The sequence below is a fragment of the Microbulbifer sp. ABF4_148 genome (genome assembly GCF_056158985.1).
In genome coordinates, this window is record NZ_JBSWUI010000001.1 from 1,408,607 (window position 1) to 1,427,681 (window position 19,075).

Consider the following 19,075-nt stretch of genomic DNA (forward strand, 5'->3'; position numbering starts at 1 on the left):
GGCTAGCGGCGCTCGAATAACGCAATGGATTCCACGTGGGTGGTCTGCGGAAACATATCCATTACGCCGGTTTTCACCAGCCGATAGCCCAGCTGCTGTAACTCCGCCGTGTCGCGCGCCAGGGTGGCGGGATTGCAGGAGATGTACACAACTTTCTTGGCTGCAAAGCGCGCCAGTACGCGTACGACTTCGATGGCACCGGTGCGCGGCGGATCGATCAGGATCTTGTCGAAGCCCGCCTTGGCCCAGGGTTTTCCCGTAATGTCCTGGGTGAGGTCGGCCGCGAAAAACTGCGCGTTATCTATCTGGTTGCGTTGCGCATTTTCACGCGCACGGTGCAGTAGTGACGCATCGCCTTCTACCCCGACCACCTCTCGGGCTTGCCGTGCGATGGGCAAGGTGAAGTTGCCGAGACCACAGAACAGGTCGAGCACGCGGTCCTCGGGTTGCAGGTCCAGCAGTTCCAGTGCGCATTCGATCATTCGCACGTTGACCGCGCCGTTTACCTGGGTGAAGTCCTGTGGATGGAATGCCAAATTGAGGTTGAATGCCGGCAAGGTGTAATGCAAGCGGTCGTCGGCAGAGGCCGCGCTCGCCGCTTCTGCGCTGCCCTGCAGGAAGAGCTGCAAGTGATGCTCCTGTGCGAAGGTCAGCCAGCGTTGCCGGTCAGGCTCGCTCAGCGGTTGCAGGTGGCGTACCACCAGTGCCTGGTCATCATCTCCCGCGGCCAGTTCCACATGCGTGATCTGGGCCCGTCCTTCACTGGCCGTGAGTAATGCCCGCAAGGCGGGCAGCAGGGCTTCGAGACGGGATTCAAGGATCGGGCATTCCTGCACATCGATCAGGTTGTTGGAGCGCTTTTCGCGAAAGCCAATGACAACGCCGCGACTGCGCGAGGCCCGTACGCCCAGGCGCGCCTTGCGCCGGTAACCAAACGGGGACGAATCGAGTGGCGGCAGGATTTCGGGGGGCGCCTGGTCACTGACGTTGCCAAAACGGTGTAATTGATCGAGCAAGATTGCCTGTTTGGCGGCGACCTGTGCTGCAGGGCGCATGTACTGCAGGGCGCAACCACCGCACGTTTCTGCATGCTGGCAGCGCGGTTGGCAGCGGTCGGATGACGCTTCGAGAATTTCTTCGGCCACACCTTCGTCGAACTTGGAGCGGGTGGAGGTGTAGCGCATGCGCACCGTTTCGCCCGGCAGCGCGTTGTCGACGAACACGGTTTTGCCTTCGAGTTGCGCGATACCGCGCACTTCATGGCTGAGTCGGTCAATGGTGACAATCGGGCGCGTATTCGGCACACGTGGCGGTTTACGCTTTACGCCGCCTCTTCTCGTCGGGGGATTTTTCTTGCGGAAGCTCATACTGGATGGGTCTGGAAATTGCGTCGCACATCATAGATTTTGGGCGCGCCGCTGTCACTGCAAATCCCGGCCAGTTCTACCACTTGATCCGCACGCCAAACTTCACACCGACCTCATAGCTATCGCCAAAATTGTCCAGTCCGGTGGCCAGGTTCAGCTCCCCATAGACGGAGCATTGATCCCCGCACTCGTCATAGGTCGCGCCCAAATCCAGAGTAGCGTACCAGTCATCCGGTTCCTGCAGGAGACGGGTGCCCGAGACATCGACATCGCTTTCGTCGCTGAGGTTAAAGACCAGGCTGGGTACGGCGTAATAAGCGATGCGCTCCAGTGGTGAGTCACCGAACATGTTCAGGCTGGTTTTACGTCGGGAGATTCTCTGGTCGAAAGAGACGCCCAGACGCAGCTGGGCCCCATTATTGTCGACGTCGGACAGCCGGGTGTTGTACACGTCAGTGAACTCATCGGCGTCTTCCGCGCTGAAACTGAGCTGTGCTTGCGGCGTGATCGAGTAGTAGTCACACAGTTTGAAGCTGCGGCCCCCTTCTATCGAGAGGCGATAACCAAAAGCGTCGTTGTCCCGCGCCAGATCGCGCAGGTCGTCGGCATCGATATCCGCCTTGAACCAGTTGAGGCCAACCTGTCCATCCAGGTAATAGCCGTCCAGCCCGTACCAGGTCATGGTGCCACTGACCCCGAAGTATTCCAGGTCGATACTGCCGTCGCCGAAAAAGCTGCTGGTGTCGGTATACGAGCGTCCGTAATGCAGGGCGACACCCCCGATCGGCGCATTACCAGCGACGCCAAACCACAGCGGTTCGTCGAAACCGAATTGTACCTGCCAGTAGTCCTGGTCCCACTCTGCCGAGGTGGTACTGGTGCTCGGGGATATCTCTCGATGCCCGCCGTCGATCCGCATCCAGGGACCGCCATCATCAATCATGCGCTCGACGGACTGTGTATAGTCGCAAACGCCGACGTCGCGAAAGCTGCTGCCCATCCAGAATCGGTTGCCAACGCGCTGGCGCAAGCTTGGGCTTTGGTTGGCGGAGCGTAATACCTGCGGGTAACTCTCGTAGGCGATTGCCCCCGGTTGCCAACGGATCTGGTCGCCACTGTCGGGCAGGGTTGAGCGTAAATACCAGTTGCCGTCTGCCTGATCGACCGCGTTGTGGTGCAGGGTATAACCGTACGCACCGGAGATGATGGCTTCGCGTCCATCGCGGGTGGTGTAGTCACCATCGAGCACGAAGGCATCAGGGGCCGAGTTGCCCTGTACCTCGATTACCTGAATTCCGCTGCCAGTTGTGCGGGCGCCGCGGCCATTGAAGTTGTAGACACGCAGTGTCGAGTTACCGGAAGTGTCGCCCTCAATAGTGACAAAGTCGGTCGGAGAGTCATTGCCATCCAGCTGCGTGTCGATAAACAAGCGTCCGTCGCGGCCGACCCAATTACCCCATTCACCGTTGGCGTTGCGACGCAGGTTGAGACGACTGATTCGGCTGTCCCACAGGTTGACGGTGCCTGCATTCAGGACATTGCCGCTCAGGTTGAAGGTTACCGGGCGGAACTCTATCCAGCTGCCAAAATAGAGGTCGAGCCCCAGCTCGGTACCGTTGCTGTCGGTACCGCCGCCCACGGCCAACGGGCCGCTGAAGATCATTTTCGAACTGCCTTCGATGATGATGCGTTCCCAGTTGCGAATCTGCCGACCGTCGACTTCGTGATCCAGCACGAAAGTCAGGGTATCGACAAAACCATCGTCCGCGCTGAGATCATCTCCGCCATCCAGTTCGGTTTCCCCTTCATAGGCGAAGGAATCAATCAGCAGTTCGTCCGAACCGGTACCCGCGCGCAGATCGAATACCACCCCCTCGTCCCAGTAGATGTCATCGTCGCCGGGACCGGCATCGAGATACTCGAATACCAGGCCGCCATCGAGCAGAATGTTGTCGTTGCCATCACCACCCAACACACGGAAGACAAGCCCATCGTAGAATTCGATCCGGTCGTTGCCGGCACCGCCGTCGATGCCGCCACCTGCGAGAAAATCGCCAATTTCAGAATCGCGGTTGTCCACAATGAGCGTATCGGCACCACTGCCGCCAAGGACCCAGCGCTCGACCAGGCCGCCATCGACGGTGAGGGTGTCGTTGCCACTGCCGCCATCAATGCTTCCCACCGTGCCCCCGGTATGGGTAACGGTGTCATTGCCCCCAAGGCCCTCGACCGTTTCACCAGGGGCATCGTTGTCCTCGCTGCAGTTGATGGTGTCGTCTCCCGGCGTGCCCACATTAAACGGCACACAGTCAGCGATCGTCTGCGGTGCATAGCCGAGTAGCGCGAGTGAGCACAATGGGACGCCGAGTCCGGCGCAAAGTTTGCTGCGGATAGTGATAGCCAGCGTTCCCCTTTGGAAGCGTTCTTGTGGATCAGGCAGCACGGACATCAGAACTGATAGCCGACTCCCAGGCTGAAGACCCAGGGATCGAGGTCAAAGGAAGACACCAGACGCCCTTTACCGAAGCGCGTGGGGTGGCTGACGGTGACGCTGGTATCGGATTTGAAATAGATCACTGACGCGTTGAGGAGAAAACCGACATCGCGCATCGGTTTGAAATCGATACCGGCTTGTGCGGCGCCGCCCCACGAATGACCCAGGCCAAGGCGACCGGGTCCGGTAGAGATCTCTTCATCAATCAGGTAGCGTGAAAATTCTCCTGACAGGCTTTCATTGTGGTAATCGGTATAAGTAACGCCGATACCGAGATAGGGGCGCCCCATACAGAGCGGGCCGAGCAAGTACCAGTTGAGAAACACGCTTGTCGAGGTGGTTTCAAAGTTGCCGAGCGAGATACTTTCGCGCCCGGGAATGCCATTAAAGCGCGTCAGGTTGGGATCAAACTGTGTCGCGCCGAGATGCACCAGCTCAATACCCCAGTCGTCCTGGGGTCGCCAGGCTCCGGAAATATTCCAGGTGGTTTCGCTATCGATATCCCAGCGTGTGGTGAACAGGTCGAGGGACTGGAAGAGGGGGAATTTAACCTGTTTGCTCTCGTCGTCGGGCTTTATGTAACTGCCGCCGATCCGAACGATAAAGTCGCCCCATTCGATATTGCGCCAGTCTTCCTGCCCATGGCTGGCGGGAGAAATCAGTAACAGGAATACCAGTACGGTGGAAGTAACCAATAAACCGGGTTTCATCGCGCGCTCCCTGCGTGGCTCGGTGTCCAATGCTTGCTTGCCGAGTGGTTCCCTGAACTGCGCCTGCATCCTGCAGATGGGGAGTAATGAGTAACCTTAGCAGCTGTTTGCCGCCGTGGCGGTGCGGGAGAGAAACTCTGTGGGGGTTGGGAAGCCGGACTAAAAAAGCCCCGCGACGCGGGGCTTTTTTCTCGCCCATGCCCGGGCCATAGACCGGGCGGAGGGCATTGGATCGCGTGTGTTCTGGCGTGTTTACCAGATAACGACGCGTTCCTCTTCAGGCAGGTACATCGCGTCGCCTTCCTTGACGTCGAATGCACCGTAGAATGCATCGATATTCGGCAGTACACCCTGCACACGGTAGCGGGTCGGTGAATGCGGATCCGTCTTAAGGCGCTCACTCAGTGCTTCGTCGCGGATTTTATTGCGCCACACCTGTGCCCAGCCGAGGAAGACACGCTGGTCGCCGGTAAAGCCATCGATCACCGGTGCTTCCTTACCCTTCAATGACATGCGGTATGCCTTGTGCGCAATACCCAGGCCGGACAGGTCACCGATGTTTTCACCCAGGGTCAGCTTGCCATTGATGTGCTCACCTTCGAGCGGTTCGAAGGCGTCGTATTGTGCAACCAGCTTGCCGGTCAGCTGCTCGAAGTTCTCCCGATCGCTGTCGGTCCACCAGTTATTCAGGTAGCCGTTACCGTCGTACTTGCTGCCTTTATCGTCGAAGCCATGGCCGATCTCGTGGCCGATCACGCCGCCGATACCTCCATAGTTCACCGCGTCATCGGCTTCGAGGTTAAAGAACGGCGGTTGCAGGATGGCAGCCGGGAAGACAATTTCGTTCATCGGTGGGTTGTAGTAGGCATTCACCGTCTGCGGGTACATATGCCATTCATTGCGATCGATCGGCTTGCCGAGCTTGTTGCGATCGAAGTCGTCGTTGAACTTGCGAACGGCGAGGACGTTGCCAACCAGGTCATCGGCAGAGACCTGCAAAGCGGAGTAGTCGCGCCACTCGTCCGGGTAGCCGATCTTGGTGGTGAAGTTGGCGAGCTTGAACAACGCCTGCTTCTTGGTTTCGTCACTCATCCACGCGAGGGACTCGATGGATTCGCGATAGGCCTCTTTGAGGTTGTTCACCAGCTCGTTCATGCGCGCTTTGGCTTCGGGCGGGAAGTGTTTTTCGACATAACGCTTGCCGACCAGCTCGCCGGCGCTGCCGCTCACAAAGCTCACGCCGCGCTTCCAGCGCGGCTGCATCTCCTCGGTACCACGCAGGGCGGTGCCATAGAAATCGAAGCGCGCCTGGGCGAGTTCATTATGCATGTAAGGTGCCAGGGACGTGAGCAGGCGCACCTTCAGGTAGGTTTTCCAGGTGTCGAGGTCGGTCTCGGCAATGACTTTGCTGGCCGCTTCGAGGTAGCTCGGCTGGCGCACGATGACGGCATCGAGGCTGTCCAGTTTGGCGTCGGCGAGGTAGGCCTGCCAATCGATGGCGGGCAGCATCTCGGCCAGCTCGGACAGTGTCTTTTTGTTGTAGGTCTTGTCCGGATCGCGGTTATCAACACGGTTCCACTGGTGTTCCGCCAGGGCCGTTTCCAGAGCGTAAATGGCGTCTGCGCTGGCTTCTGCCTGCGCGATACCGGCCAGTTCCTGTACCTGGACCAGGTACGCCTTGTAGGCCGCCTGCAGTTTCTGGCCCTTCTCGCTGTCGTCAAAGTAGTAATCGCGGTCTGGCAGTCCCAGTCCCCACTGGCTGATGTACGCCGTGTAGGACTCGACGTCTTTCAGGTCCTGATTGATATAGGCGCCAAACGGGACATCGATCCCCATGGCATCGGCATAGGCGAAATAGCGTGACAGGCTGGTCAGGTTGTCGATGGCGTCGATTTTGGCCAGTTCTGCTGCTGCGGCCTGCATGCCGCGGGCCTCGATGCCGGCCTCGTCCATAAAGCTGTTATACAGCGCGCCGATGGTGGCCGCATCGGCATTGCTGGCATTGTTGCCAGCCTCTTCAATCAGGGCTTTGACGCGCTCGGTACTCAGTTCGGCCAGTTCGCCGAAAGAGCCCCAGCGGGCCTTGTCGGCGGGGATTTCCGTACGGGCCATCCAGCCGCCGTTGACGTACTCAAAAAAGTTGTCCTGAGGGCGAATGTCGGTATTCATCGCAGTCAGGTCGATACCGGATACCAGCGCGGGATGGCTCGCTTCGACAGGCTGGGGCGCTTCGCTTTTAGTGCATCCGGCAAGGGCACCGGCAATGGCGAGAGACAGGATCAGTCTTTTCATTATCTGGCCTTTTGGGCTGTTTATGGTGTCGCTGGATACTACGCCGCTTTCCCCGATAAGGACAACCGCGGCGGCGACAGCTGGTGCTCTCCAGACGGCGAACCCCGGTCGGGACCGGCGCCTGGCCAGGTAGAGGGAGGGAGACGTGGCGGGCGCCGCCGGTATGGTGGTGCATCAAACAAAAAGGGCCCCGTATGACGGAGCCCTTGCCGGTTGGTGATCCGCGCCCTTCGATCAGGGCAGGCGGAAGGTGATCGGTACCGAGAAGCGGTAGTTGTCCTTCGCCAGCTGCGAGGGGGCCCGCGGATAGGGAGACGCTTCGCGAATCGCCTTCAGGGCGGCCTTGTTGAGCGAAGAGTAGCGGGATTCCTGCACGGTGGTCACGTCGCTTACCCGGCCCTGCTTGTCGATGACCACTGACAGCCGGATGCTGCCTTCCTGGCCACGCGCCTGGGCGCGCTGCGGATAGCTCAGGTACTTGTAGGTATGGCGCAGCAGCATGGAGTGATACACCTGTTGCGCCAGCAGCAGGCTCGCGGTCAGGGGCTCGTCTTCCTCTTCTTCCAGCTCATCTTCCAGGGCCGGCTGCTGGACCACTGCGGCGACCTGAACGGGCTCTGGTGCCGGTTGGGCCGGTGCGGACTCCACTGGCGCGGCCTCGGTCTGGGGCTGAGCGGCAGGGGCCGTGGTCTCGACAGGCGCCGGCTGCAGGGTTGCCAGTGAAGGCGGTGGAATCGCCGCGGCCAGTTTCGGCTTGGCGGGAGCAGGCTTCGGCGCAGCCTGTACTGCGGCCGCGGCCGCCGGTGCGGCTGTAGCGACGGTGGCGGCAACAGCGGCGATGCGGTCCTGGGTCGGGGTGAGTCCCTCGAAGCGTCCCAGCAGTGTCTGGTCGACATCGCCACTGGCCAGCAGGCCGTCGCGGAATTCGGTCGACGGTGGTACCGGACCAATCCAGGAGCGCAACAAAATGCTGAAGAACGTGCGGCTTTCGATTTTGCCGAGCTCGTTGTTATTCAGTAACACGGTGGAAACACCGCTGTTGCCGTCGAAGTCGATGGTCAGGCTGTCGCCCGTGTAGAGCCGCCCTTTGAACAGGTTGGCGAAGGCCACCATGTTGTTGGCTTCTTCGGTCAGTGCGCTGTTGCTGTTGTTGATGGCAATGGCTTCCATCCACTGATTGCGCAGGCGCCGCGCCGATAAGTTGTTGGCGATCACACGGATCTCGATGCGGCGTGACAGGCTGTCATTGAGCAGTGCACCGGCGTCCGCAGAAATTTCATCCGAGTAAACGGCAGCAATATAGCGATCCTTGTTGAATTGCTGCTCCATTGCGAGGCCATTCAGCAGTGGTTGGCCATAGGCTGTGGCACCCGCAAGCAGTGCTATCAGGGCAAAAAAGAATGTTTTCAGCTTCATTTTTTTTGTGTCTGCCTTTCCGGATGGGAAGAATCCGGAGATTTGAACAGAGGGCGTGCCTCCCTCCCCGAAGCCCGCCAGGCTGAAATAGGAAAACCGCCCTCCCCCGGGCAGTATGTCGTATTCCGCGCCTTGCTTAACTCTACTGTAACTGTTACGGAGTTCAAGCCTGAAGTAGGTACAAAGTCTCGTTTTTAGGGGAATTGCGGGTGCTGAGGGAGACAAGTCTTTTTTCGTCGGTAGAATAGCCGCCAGGGAGCGCGCGGCGCGAACTCTTTTGCCAGCGATCTTTGGATTTTTGGTTAACGTGCTGACATAACTGTCATAAATAACATAACTACATCGAAGAAGTATCAGATGGACATCAAGCCCCTCAGTGAATTTCCCCGCGACGCAGTTGATCGCCTGCTCAACGTGATTCACCTGTTCCGCGATATTCGCGCTGCCAGCGAATGGCAATACGATGTGCTGCTTAAGCGCTCTCGTCTGGTGACCCTGCCACCCGGTGACAAATTGTTGGGTGCTGGTGACCAGGATCAGTGGATTTACTTCCTGCTGCGCGGTGAACTCAACGTCTATGTAGGAGATTCCCAGGAGCCGTCGGCATTGGTGGGGGAGCGTCCGGTGGCGACTATTCGCCCGGGAGAGCTGTTCGGTGATCTGGCCATGCTGCTGGCGGAGCCACGTTCGGCCACGATTCTTGCCTCAACGTCGGCCGCTGAGACCCAGGTGCTGGGTATCGACTGCACGCTGTTCGCTGATCTCGATGATTTCACCTTGCTCCATCTGGACACCAAGCTGGTGTTCTACCGCAATATGGTGCATTCATTGCGCTGGAAGCTGGAGGTCTACCGGTCCAAATATCCGGATCACCAGCTGGCCGATAGTCACCGACGCCTGAAACTCTATACCGGTACCAAGAATTGTCGTGACGAACTGGTCGCGCTGGCCGGCCAGGCCCAGGCGCTGGCCCGTATCCTGCTGGACTGGAATGCCGAATTTGGCAGCGGCGGCCTGACCGACGATCAGAATGATATGTCGGACTTCCTCGAATCGATGCTGTCCTGACCCCGGAGGCGGCGCATAGCTGACCTTTTAAACACCAGAAGTGATCTAAAATTCCTTTTCGGCGGTATCAGCCCTTGATACCGCCATCTCCCTGCAAATGTGCTGTCGGTTTTCGCAATCCGAAAGAAATGGTCACTGAATAAGCTGACTATTGTGCATACAATACGTTTCCCCGGACTTTTGTCATTCGCGGTTGGGAATGTGGCTGGTACCTTGTCGCCACGGAAGTGGACCCGTCCGGGCCCCGCATATCAATTCCGTGTCTTTAGAATTTTACAGGTTGTTTGATTCATGAAACTGCTCGCATCTGTCTGGCAACAGCGCAACTACCGTATAGCCCTGATTGTCGCGATCCTGGCATTGGCGTGGCTGCTCAGTGGTGTGCTCGGCGAAAAGAAAACGACCCCGGGCGAGGCGGGCAGGGCCTCACTGAGTAATGGCGCGGTCTCAGACTTCCGGGTGCAGGCCCGCAATATGGTCGCCCAGCCCTATCAGTCTCGAACCCTGGTGAATGGACATATCGAGCCCAATCGAAGTGTCGAATTGCGCGCCGAACTGGATGGCGTGGTAGTGGAACTGGCGGCGCGAGAGGGCGCCAGTGTCAGTGAAGGGGACGTACTCTGCCGCATCAAGGCCGAGGACCGTCCGGAGCGCCTGGCTCAGGCCGAGGCTTCCCTGCGCAAGGCGGAGCTGGATTATGCCGCTGCCGAGCGACTGCGTAAAAAGTCCCTGCAATCCAAAACCGAGATGGCCCAGCGTAAGGTGAACCTCGCCAATGCCCGGGCAGAGTTCAAGCGTGCGAGCCTGGCCATGGAGAATCTGGCGGTCCGGGCGCCCTTTGATGGAGTGGTGAATCGCTATGCCGTGGAGGTCGGTGACCTGGTGCGGCGTGGTGAGGCGTGCGCGACCATTCTCGACCTGAACCCTGTTTTGATGGTGGGCGAAGTGGCGGAAGCCGAAGTGGCTGCCCTGGTCTCTGGTGGCGCTGCCTCTGCCAAGCTGCAGTCTGGCGAGTTGGTGCAGGGCGAGCTGCGTTATATCAGTCAGCAGGCTGATGCCGTGACCCGCGCTTATCGCGTCGAAGTAGCCATTGATAATTCGGACGGACACCTGCGTGCCGGTCTCAGCGGTCGCCTGGCGCTGCCCACCGGTGAGGTTCTGGCCCACAGAATTAATCAGTCACTGCTGACCCTGGATGATCGCGGCGAACTGGGCGTGCGCTTGCTGGATGAAGAGCGGCGCGTGTATTTCGCCAACGTGGAGTTGGTCGGCGATGGTGCGGAAGGCGTCTGGGTTACCGGTCTGCCCGCACGTGCAACGCTGATCACTGTCGGCCAGGAGTATGTCGCACCCGGTGAAGTAGTCAGTGCAGAGATTGTCGATGGCGGACCCGACCTGCCCCTGTTGTCAGACGGTGTTGTCGCGCCTGAACCCAACCTGGCGGGTGCTATGGACAGTGCACTCCCCGAACCCGACAGCGACGCAGTGCTGCTGCCGTCAGGGAGTGACGACGAATGAAACTGCTGGACTCCGCAATTGATCGCGCGCGCAGTACCCTCAGCCTGATGCTGCTGGTACTGCTGATAGGTATTGTTGCGCGTTCCAGTATGACCATTGAAGCCAATCCGGAAGTCAGTCCGCCCTTTGTTGTGGTGACGGTTCGCCACGAAGGGATATCGCCGGAAGATGGTGTGCGACTGCTCGTGCGCCCGCTGGAGCAGGAAATTCGCGCGCTGGAAGGCGTCAAAGAAACCATTGCCACCGCGCGCGAATCCATGGTGTACCTGGTGGTGGAATTTGATACTGCTGTGCACATTGATGATGCGGTGGATGATGTTCGCAATGCCGTCGACCGGGCAAAGGCCGAATTGCCCCGCGATGCAGACGAGCCCTCGGTAGAGGAAGCGGCGGCGCAGCCATTCCCGGCCATTGTGGTCACACTGGCCGGTGAGGGTGTCGGCGAGCGGGTGTTGCTGCAAACCGCCCAGCACTTGAAGCGCAAAATCGAGGATCTCAGTGCGGTGCTCAGTGCGGACCTGCAGGGGAACCGCGAGGAAGTGGTCGAGGCCATCATCGACCCCGCGCGCCTGGAACACTATCAGGTTACCAGTGGCCAGCTGATCAATGCGGTGCTGAACAACAACCAGCTTATTCCGGCCGGTGATGTGCAGACAGATTTGGGACGCTTCTCGGTCAAGGTGCCGGGGCTGATTGAAACTGCTGAAGATGTCTATTCAATCCCGCTGAAAACTTCTGCCGCGGGTGTGGTGACTCTCGGCGATGTCACCGATATTCGCCGTACCTTCAAAGATGCCTCCAGCTATACCAGTGTGAATGGCCGCCCGGCGCTGGCCATCAGTGTGGAAAAACGCAACGACGCCAGTTCAGTGGACCTGGCGGATTCCGTTCGCGCAGTGGTCAATGGCGAGCTGTCACAGCTGCCCCGTGGCATTGAGGTCAACTTCGTCTACGACCAGTCCACCTTCGCCCGCGATATGGTCAGCGAAATGCAGGGCAACATCCTCACCGCGATGCTGTTGGTGATGATCATTGTGGTCGCCGCGCTGGGTTTCCGTTCGGGCCTGTTGGTGGGGCTCGGCATTCCCTTCTCTTTATTGTTCGGCGCCATCGTTTGTTGGAACCTGGGCTTCTCCTTCAACTTCATGGTGATGTTTGGCATGTTGCTGGCATTGGGCATGTTGATTGATGGTTCCATCGTGATCACCGAGTTTGCCGACCGCAAAATGGCGGAGGGCATGTCTTCGCGCACCGCTTATGTGTTGTCGGTGCGCCGCATGTTCTGGCCCGTGGTTGCATCCGTGGGTACAACCCTCGCCGCCTTCCTGCCGATCATGTTCTGGCCAGGTGTGGTGGGTGATTTCATGCGCTACCTGCCTGTGACGGTATTTTCTGTATTGGCCGGGTCACTGGTGTACGCCCTGTTCTTTGCGCCGGTTGTGGGGGCATTGTTTGGCAAGGGCCGCCCCGATCCCAAGGCGCAGCGCTACCTGAAGCAACTCGAACACGGCGATGTGACCGAACTCGGAGGTATCACCGGTACCTACGCGAGGGTTTTGCGCCCGCTGGTACAGCGCCCGATTCTTACCTTCTTTGGCACCATCGCCATTCTGTACGCGATCATGCTCGCTTACGGCGCCTGGGGTGTGGGGGTGAAGTTCTTTACCGATACCGAGGAGCAGTACGGCAACGTCGAAGTGCGTGCCCAGGGCAACCTGTCGGTGGCAGAGCAGGTTGCGCTGGTGGGCCAGGTGGAGCAGGCGGTGCTGTCGGTACCCGAAGTGCGCGTTGCCTATACGGTCGTCGGCGGCGGTGGCCTGTCGGGGAATCGTGACCAGGCCCCGGACCAGATTGCCAATATCCTGCTGGAGCTGTACCCGGCGAGCGAGCGTAACCGGCGCAGTAATGCCATTTTTAACGATCTGCGCGAGCGCACCGCCGGGTTCGCCGGTATCAAGGTGACGGCGAATGTATTCGAGGGCGGCCCGCCGGTGGGCAAAGACATTGTGCTGGATATTCGCAGCCAGAATTACCAGAGCCTGCTGAAGGAAACCTGGCGTCTGCATCGCGCGCTGGAAAACGACATCGGTGAACTGCGGGATATCGTAAACACCGCGCCTCTGCCGGGTATTCAGTGGGAAGTGAAAGTGGACCGCGCTAAGGCGGCATTGTATGGCGCCGACCTGACAGAGGTCGGTCGTGCCGTGCAGCTGGTTACGAACGGCGTGCGGGTGGCGGAGTACCGTCCGGACGACAGTGACGAGGAAGTGGATATTCGCGTGCGCTACCCGCAAGATGCGCGGGGTATTGGCATGCTGGATCAGCTCAAGGTCAATACGCCCAACGGGTCGGTGCCGGTAAGCAGCTTTGTCTCGGTGGTGGCCAGCCCGAAAGTCGACAAGATCTCCCGAATTGATGGCATCACCCGGATGGAAGTGAAGGCAGATGCTGCCGATGGTGTCCTTGCCGATGACAAGGTGCGTCAGATGCGCCAGTGGCTGGCCGACAACCCGCCGCCCAAAGATGTCGCGGTGATTTTCCGGGGTGCCGATGAGAAGCAGAATGAGTCCCTGACCTTCCTCGGCATGGCCGCGTTACTGGCACTGTTCCTGATGTTTATCCTGCTCGTGACCCAGTTCAACAGCTTCTACCAGTCGGCCCTGATTCTGTCTTCGGTGGTGATGTCGACAATCGGCGTATTCCTGGGGTTGTTGATTACCCAGACGACGTTCAGCGTGATCATGACCGGAGTGGGTATTGTGGCGCTGGCCGGTATCGTGGTGAACAACAACATCGTGTTGATCGATACCTTTAACCACGTGCGCCGCAATGAGCCCGGGCTTACCCCCGGTCAGGCAGCGGTCAAGTCCGCGGCCCAGCGCCTGCGCCCGGTTTTCCTGACCACAGCGACGACCATTCTGGGATTGTTGCCCCTGGCACTGGGGGTGAGTGTGGATATGGTCGGCCGGAATATCGTAGTTGGCGGGGTGATTGCATCTTTCTGGGTGCAGCTGGCCAGTGCGATCGTGTATGGGCTGACTTTCTCCACCTTGCTCACCCTGGTGGTGACACCCACCATGCTTGCCCTGCCGGCGCGCTTGCGCGAACTGATCCGTTCGCCGGTGCCGCACATTCGCGGTACCCAGCTCGGCGAAGGCTAGTCCCCTGAGTGCGGCCTGCCAGTTGGCAGGTCGCCTGACAGCCGCTGCCATCTGCACTAATTCAACATGGAGTTCTTCTGTGCACGTTGCGTGGCCCCATTGGGTACAAGAAAAATCCGCATTGGTGAGAGAAAGCCTGCAGCCCGATTTCTCCAAATTTATGGTCGATCACGGCTTGCCCGACGAATTTCAGCGGGTGATTGACGACTATTACCTGCCCCTGGCGGTGTACCTGGCCGAGCGGCGCGAGCAGGGCAGTACCCTTTGCGTTGGCATTTGTGGTGGCCAGGGTTCCGGTAAGTCCACATTGACCGCCCTGTTGCAGCTTGTGTGGCAGCGGATGGGGCTCAGTAGTGCCGGCTTCTCCCTCGACGATATTTACCTCACACGCGCCGAGCGTGGCACTCTGGCGCAACAAATCCATCCGCTGTTACAGACCCGTGGGGTCCCTGGTACCCATGATGTGGACCTGGGGCTGGAAACGATCCGGAAGCTGAGCGACTGGGCAGCAGCGGGAGCGCAAGTCTGCGTGCCGTTGTTTGATAAGTCGGTGGACGATCGCGCTCCCCAGAGCGGGTGGCCCTGTTACGACGCCCCGGTGGATATTCTGCTGTTTGAGGGCTGGTGTGTCGGCGCACAACCCTGGGCGGATGAGGATACTGCCCCGATCAATACGCTGGAGCGTGAAGAGGACCCTGTTGGTATCTGGCGGCGCTATATGAATGCGCAGTTGAAGGGGGCCTATCAGACCCTTTTCCAACAGATGGATTTTCTGTTGATGTTGAAAGTGCCGGATATGGACTGCGTGCTCGAGTGGCGCCGTTTGCAGGAGCAAAAATTACGGGAACGTACCGGAGCGGGAATGGGCGATGAGGACATTGCCCGTTTTGTACAGCATTACGAACGGGTGACCCGCAATTTGCTCGAGGAAATGCCCGCGCGGGCCGATTGTGTCTTTGAATTGGGACGGGATCACCAGATCGCAGCACTGGGGCTGAAACAGGTCGATTGATAAGCGTTGGTTATATCGTTTCCGATCTAACAAAAAACCCGGCATAAGCCGGGTTTTTTGCATCCGGAGACAGGCTCCGGACAGGTCTGCGCGTAAAGCCTTACTTCTTGGCCTTCGGCGGACGACCGCGACGAGCAGCAGCTTTCTTGGCCGGAGCCTTTTTAGCAGCAGCTTTCTTCGGACGACCCGGAGACTTCTTGGCAGCAGCTTTCTTCTTGGCGGGAGCCTTCTTGGCAGCGGCTTTCTTCGGGCGACCAGGCTTTTTCTTAGCCTTGGCAGTGGCCTTCTTCTTGGCAGCAGCGGCTTTCTTCTTCTCAGCAGCGGCTTTCTTCTTGGCAGCAGCAGCGGCCTTTTTCTTGGCAGCAGCGGCTTTCTTCTTCTCAGCAGCGGCTTTCTTCTTGGCGGCAGCAGCGGCTTTCTTCTTGGCAGCAGCGGCTTTCTTCTTGTCAGCAGCAGCTTTCTTCTTGGCAGCAGCAGCGGCCTTCTTCTTGTCAGCAGCAGCCTTCTTCTTGGCAGCAGCGGCAGCTTTCTTGGCAGCAGCAGCGGCTTTCTTGGCTTCAGCAGCGGCCTTCTTCTTCTCCGCAGCGGCCAGCGCCTTGGCTACAGCAGCTTCTTCTTTAGCAACCGCTTTGGCAACCTGGGCGGCAACTTTGTTGTCAGCCTTGATGGTTACCAGCTGGCTTTTGGCTGTGCTGGCAGCAGACTTGGCATTGTCAGCAGCTTTCTTGGCAGCAGTAGCAGCAGCGACGGCCTTCTTCAGCTGGGCCTGCTGGGCAGCAGATTTCTTCTTGGCGCGGACAGTCTTGACCTTGGCCTGGGCGGATTTTACCGCTCCAGCAGCTTTGGTCGCGGCCTTGGCCAGCTTGTCTGCAGAAGAAGCCGCGTCTTTTTCCTGCTTAGCGCGTGCTTTTTCCAACTTTGACTTCAGTGAAGTCAGTTCTGCCTGAAGCTTGGCAACTTCAGATACTACGGCTTTTTTAACTGTGCCCGTTTTACGTGCAGCCATAAAAATTTCCCTGTAATTAAGTATTGTTGTGGACGAAAGAAATTCATCGCGCTAATTGCAGCCTATTTATATAATTGATTGCAAGTATTTTTACGGATTTTCTAACGGAAAATGGGTAATTTCAGAGTAATTTTTACATTTATTGCATTTGCCTGGCTTTACGCGTGCGGATTTTTGGCTTTTTCTCGCGTAATTGCCGGTGGAGGCCTTCCCTGGTTCGGACTTTTTTTAAATAGCGCGGCGTTACCAGTGTGGATGCTGTGTCGCTATTTTTGGCCGGAAAAATACCGGGGCGATATTCGCGAGCCGATGGCATTTTTGGGTGCACTGATCGGATTCGCAATTACATTGCTGTCAGATAGCGAGCTTGGCCTGCCCATTTATCTGGCAATCCTGAATATTTTTGTCCTGCTGATTTATCTGTTCCATCTCAGCCGGATTTCTTATCCACAGTCACTGGCCGAAACCCTGACGGCGTTGGGGGGCGAGCTTGGTCAAAGTGGGATTCGGCCATTTGCTCCCTTGAAAACCCTTGCGGGTCCTGTCTGGCAGGCTGGAAGTGACACCGATGAACCTTCGGGTGGGGAAAAAAACAGAGAGAATTCAGACATTAATGGCTATTTGCTGGTGTTTCTGCGCGGAAGTTTCTGCGCGGACAGCCGGACCCTTATGGCAGACCTGCCACAACTGACCAGCGCCCTGCAGGCCTCTTCCATTGAGCTCATCGTTGTCAGTACCGAGCCAAAAGAGAACTTTCTGGCCGAATGTACAAAAGCGCTGGGCAATGCACTGCAGGAGATACCGATCCATTGGCTGCAGCTCGCGGTGAGCACACCGGCAGGAGAAAACGATTTGTTTGTCGATGCGCAGGGTGTGCCGGTCTGGGTGCGATTATTCCGGCGTAAGTGGTTGCCGGCGGGCGTCTGTCGACCGGCATTCTGGTTGCTGGATCGAGAGGGGTTCGTGGCTTGGCGTCATCTTCCTGATAACTATCGCGTGCCGGGCGAGGTCTCTCTCGTAAAATCCCAGTTTTATCGCGTCGAGGAGGTCTAGCGCAGGCCTGCGATGGTCGCCGTGAGGGAAAGGGATTTTTGCTGTCGCGGGGTAGAAATCCGGGCCGTATTCTCGGCCCGGTGACAGCGCTGGAAAAGTTCGGCAGTACCCAGTGGGTTTACCTGCGCTTCGCCCGCCTGGCGAGCAAGAAGGGAATGTTGTTACAGCGGTCCGTAAGGCAGGTAACGGTTGTCGCTGTGTTCCCGAATCCACAGCAGCCTCTCCCGTGACAGGCGATCGCCGCGTTCGCGCAGGGCTTTCGCAATCGGGATGACGGCCGAATCGGCACCCGCATCCCAGCCCGACAGCTGTTGTTCTGCCAGGGTGAAGAAACGAATCAGGCCCCACAGCGCTTCGCTATCCCAGTTCGCGCTCTCTTCAATCCAGCGTTGTGCCGGCAACCGGATCAGTGCAGAGGCCTGCAGGTCCTGTTCTTCGAGGGCTTCGCTGAGCGGTTGACCAGGCGCCGCAGTTGCCGCGTCAATCAGGCGCTGCAACTGGTGAACATCCAGCGCGGCTTGATCCTGTTGGTCGTTGGCTGCTTGAGCGGGTTCCCAGGCTCCGACACTCATGGGCAGTACTCCTTAATCTTCGAAATTGACGGGTGCCGCCCCAGATTCACTGCGATCGGCTGCGCCGCAGTATAGCGCTTCCATCGCCAGATTCGGTGGTGGATTCTTTCTCTCTATATAGAAGCGCGTGGTGCTGAGGGTACCGGCGGGCTTTCACTGACCCGCGGTGACGAACAAGAAAGGATAGATCTGACGGAGCGCTGGCGGTACATTGGCTGCATCGGTCGGTGAGATGGTGTCGTGCCAGCATCGCCGGTGATGGTAAGCAGAAAGAAGAAAAACCCCTGTAACTGGTGTCGGGGTGATCCCCGGGCACCTGCCGAATTTCCGAGGAGTCCATGCAATACGTTTCCAAGCCTCTTCCCGCCCGCAAGCGCGTCGCGCTGGTCGCGCACGATAACCGCAAGGCGGCCCTCATTCAGTGGTGTGATCGCCACAGGGACCTGTTGCAGCAACATATCCTGTTGGCCACCGGTACGACCGGTACCAAGCTCGAAGCGGCCACCGGCCTGCCGGTGGAGAAGCTGTTCAGTGGGCCCATGGGCGGAGACCAGCAGCTCGGAGCACGAATCTGCCAGGGGGAAATCGATATTCTGGTGTTTTTCTGGGACCCCTTCGAGCCAATGCCCCATGACCCGGACGTCAAGGCGCTGCTGCGCATCGCAGCGGTGTGGAACATCCCGGTGGCCTGTAACGCGAGCAGCGCCGATATGATCGTGCAGTCGGCACTGATGGACGCGAGTTTTGAGCGTGAAATCCCCGATTACCAGGGGTATTTGGCGGCACGCTAGGGCCATTCTGGGCTGTGCCCGTGACCGGGGAGGATTATTGCGTCACGGTTTTGACCGTTTGAAGACTAAGGTTTTTTACCTGTCTGAGCTCCATCCCCTTGCAAAACTGGCCAAATAGCGGCAATCTTGCCCCCCTGACTAGACCGGTCAATCCGGCGCCAATGGCAAATCAAAAAAGTACGGTGTTTTATGAGTAGAAGACGCGGTAAGGCCGTAGAAGAGGAAAAAGCAGATATCGACCTGACGCCCATGCTGGACGTTGTGTTTATCATGCTGATCTTCTTCATCGTGACGGCTTCCTTTGTGAAAGAGAAAGCGCTGGATGTGAATGTGCCGGATCCGGATCAGACACAGGATACTCCGCCGGATGACGACAAGCAGAACATCCTGATCTCCGTGAGCTCCAACAACGAGATCACCATGATGGATGACAGCCGTGTCGACTCCCGCGCGGTCCGCGCCCGTATCGCGCAGCTGTTTGCGGAAAACCCCGAGGCCATGGTGATTGTGCGCGCACACATCAAGTCCAATGCCGAAACTTACGTGGCCATCAACGATGCGGCCAAGGAAGTGAACTCGGCCATCCAGGTTTCCCTGGTACCGTTTGAGGATTAA

14 protein-coding genes are annotated in these 19,075 nt (G+C 58.4%); 7 read left to right on the plus strand and 7 right to left on the minus strand.

Going from position 1 to position 19,075, the window contains the following annotated elements; genetic code table 11:
- Positions 1-2: 2 nt before the first annotated feature.
- The 5 genes from rlmD to ACXAD0_RS06175 form a co-directional block, all read right to left on the minus strand.
- Positions 3-1,304 (minus strand): 23S rRNA (uracil(1939)-C(5))-methyltransferase RlmD, encoded by a 1,302-nt coding sequence (gene rlmD, locus ACXAD0_RS06155; protein WP_475087487.1) that lies wholly within the window; start codon positions 1,302-1,304, stop codon positions 3-5.
- A gap of 139 nt (positions 1,305-1,443) precedes the next feature.
- The gene (locus tag ACXAD0_RS06160; RefSeq protein ID WP_475087488.1) at positions 1,444-3,816 is read right to left on the minus strand and encodes an autotransporter family protein; all 2,373 of its coding nucleotides are present in this window, start codon (positions 3,814-3,816) and stop codon (positions 1,444-1,446) included.
- Entirely contained in the window at positions 3,816-4,571 is a 756-nt protein-coding gene (locus ACXAD0_RS06165; RefSeq protein WP_475087489.1) for an OmpW/AlkL family protein, read from the minus strand. The genes ACXAD0_RS06160 and ACXAD0_RS06165 overlap by 1 nt, the downstream gene beginning before the upstream one ends.
- Before the next feature lie 252 nt (positions 4,572-4,823).
- Positions 4,824-6,863 (minus strand): M13 family metallopeptidase, encoded by a 2,040-nt coding sequence (locus ACXAD0_RS06170; RefSeq protein WP_475087490.1) that lies wholly within the window; start codon positions 6,861-6,863, stop codon positions 4,824-4,826.
- 234 nt (positions 6,864-7,097) lie between these two features.
- Positions 7,098-8,279, minus strand: coding sequence for a TonB family protein (locus ACXAD0_RS06175; RefSeq protein WP_475087491.1), 1,182 nt, complete (start codon positions 8,277-8,279; stop codon positions 7,098-7,100).
- 357 nt (positions 8,280-8,636) lie between these two features.
- Here ACXAD0_RS06175 and ACXAD0_RS06180 point away from each other — a divergent pair, with 357 nt between their 5' ends.
- From ACXAD0_RS06180 to ACXAD0_RS06195, 4 genes are all read left to right on the plus strand, one after another.
- On the plus strand, positions 8,637-9,347 hold the full coding sequence (locus tag ACXAD0_RS06180) for a cyclic nucleotide-binding domain-containing protein (protein ID WP_475087492.1): 711 nt from the start codon (positions 8,637-8,639) through the stop codon (positions 9,345-9,347).
- 291 nt (positions 9,348-9,638) lie between these two features.
- Complete coding sequence (locus ACXAD0_RS06185; RefSeq protein ID WP_475087494.1) at positions 9,639-10,865, plus strand: efflux RND transporter periplasmic adaptor subunit; 1,227 nt, start codon at positions 9,639-9,641, stop codon at positions 10,863-10,865.
- Positions 10,862-14,026 carry an efflux RND transporter permease subunit gene (locus ACXAD0_RS06190; protein ID WP_475087495.1) on the plus strand — a complete coding sequence of 1,055 codons (3,165 nt, stop codon included), beginning with the start codon at positions 10,862-10,864 and terminating at the stop codon, positions 14,024-14,026. The genes ACXAD0_RS06185 and ACXAD0_RS06190 overlap by 4 nt, the downstream gene beginning before the upstream one ends.
- Before the next feature lie 124 nt (positions 14,027-14,150).
- Positions 14,151-15,038, plus strand: coding sequence for a phosphoribulokinase (locus tag ACXAD0_RS06195; protein ID WP_475087496.1), 888 nt, complete (start codon positions 14,151-14,153; stop codon positions 15,036-15,038).
- A 100-nt stretch (positions 15,039-15,138) separates the two neighbouring features.
- Here the strand turns inward: ACXAD0_RS06195 and ACXAD0_RS06200 are convergent, their stop codons facing one another.
- Complete coding sequence (locus ACXAD0_RS06200) at positions 15,139-16,044, minus strand: hypothetical protein (RefSeq protein WP_475087497.1); 906 nt, start codon at positions 16,042-16,044, stop codon at positions 15,139-15,141.
- A gap of 111 nt (positions 16,045-16,155) precedes the next feature.
- Between ACXAD0_RS06200 and ACXAD0_RS06205 the strand changes: the two genes are divergently transcribed.
- Positions 16,156-17,097 (plus strand): hypothetical protein, encoded by a 942-nt coding sequence (locus ACXAD0_RS06205; RefSeq protein ID WP_475087498.1) that lies wholly within the window; start codon positions 16,156-16,158, stop codon positions 17,095-17,097.
- A gap of 161 nt (positions 17,098-17,258) precedes the next feature.
- Here the strand turns inward: ACXAD0_RS06205 and ACXAD0_RS06210 are convergent, their stop codons facing one another.
- Positions 17,259-17,669, minus strand: coding sequence for a hypothetical protein (locus tag ACXAD0_RS06210; protein ID WP_475087499.1), 411 nt, complete (start codon positions 17,667-17,669; stop codon positions 17,259-17,261).
- A gap of 338 nt (positions 17,670-18,007) precedes the next feature.
- Between ACXAD0_RS06210 and ACXAD0_RS06215 the strand changes: the two genes are divergently transcribed.
- Both ACXAD0_RS06215 and ACXAD0_RS06220 read left to right on the plus strand, forming a co-directional pair.
- The gene (locus ACXAD0_RS06215; protein WP_475087500.1) at positions 18,008-18,460 is read left to right on the plus strand and encodes a methylglyoxal synthase; all 453 of its coding nucleotides are present in this window, start codon (positions 18,008-18,010) and stop codon (positions 18,458-18,460) included.
- Positions 18,461-18,649: 189 nt separating this feature from the next.
- Entirely contained in the window at positions 18,650-19,075 is a 426-nt protein-coding gene (locus ACXAD0_RS06220; RefSeq protein WP_475087501.1) for an ExbD/TolR family protein, read from the plus strand.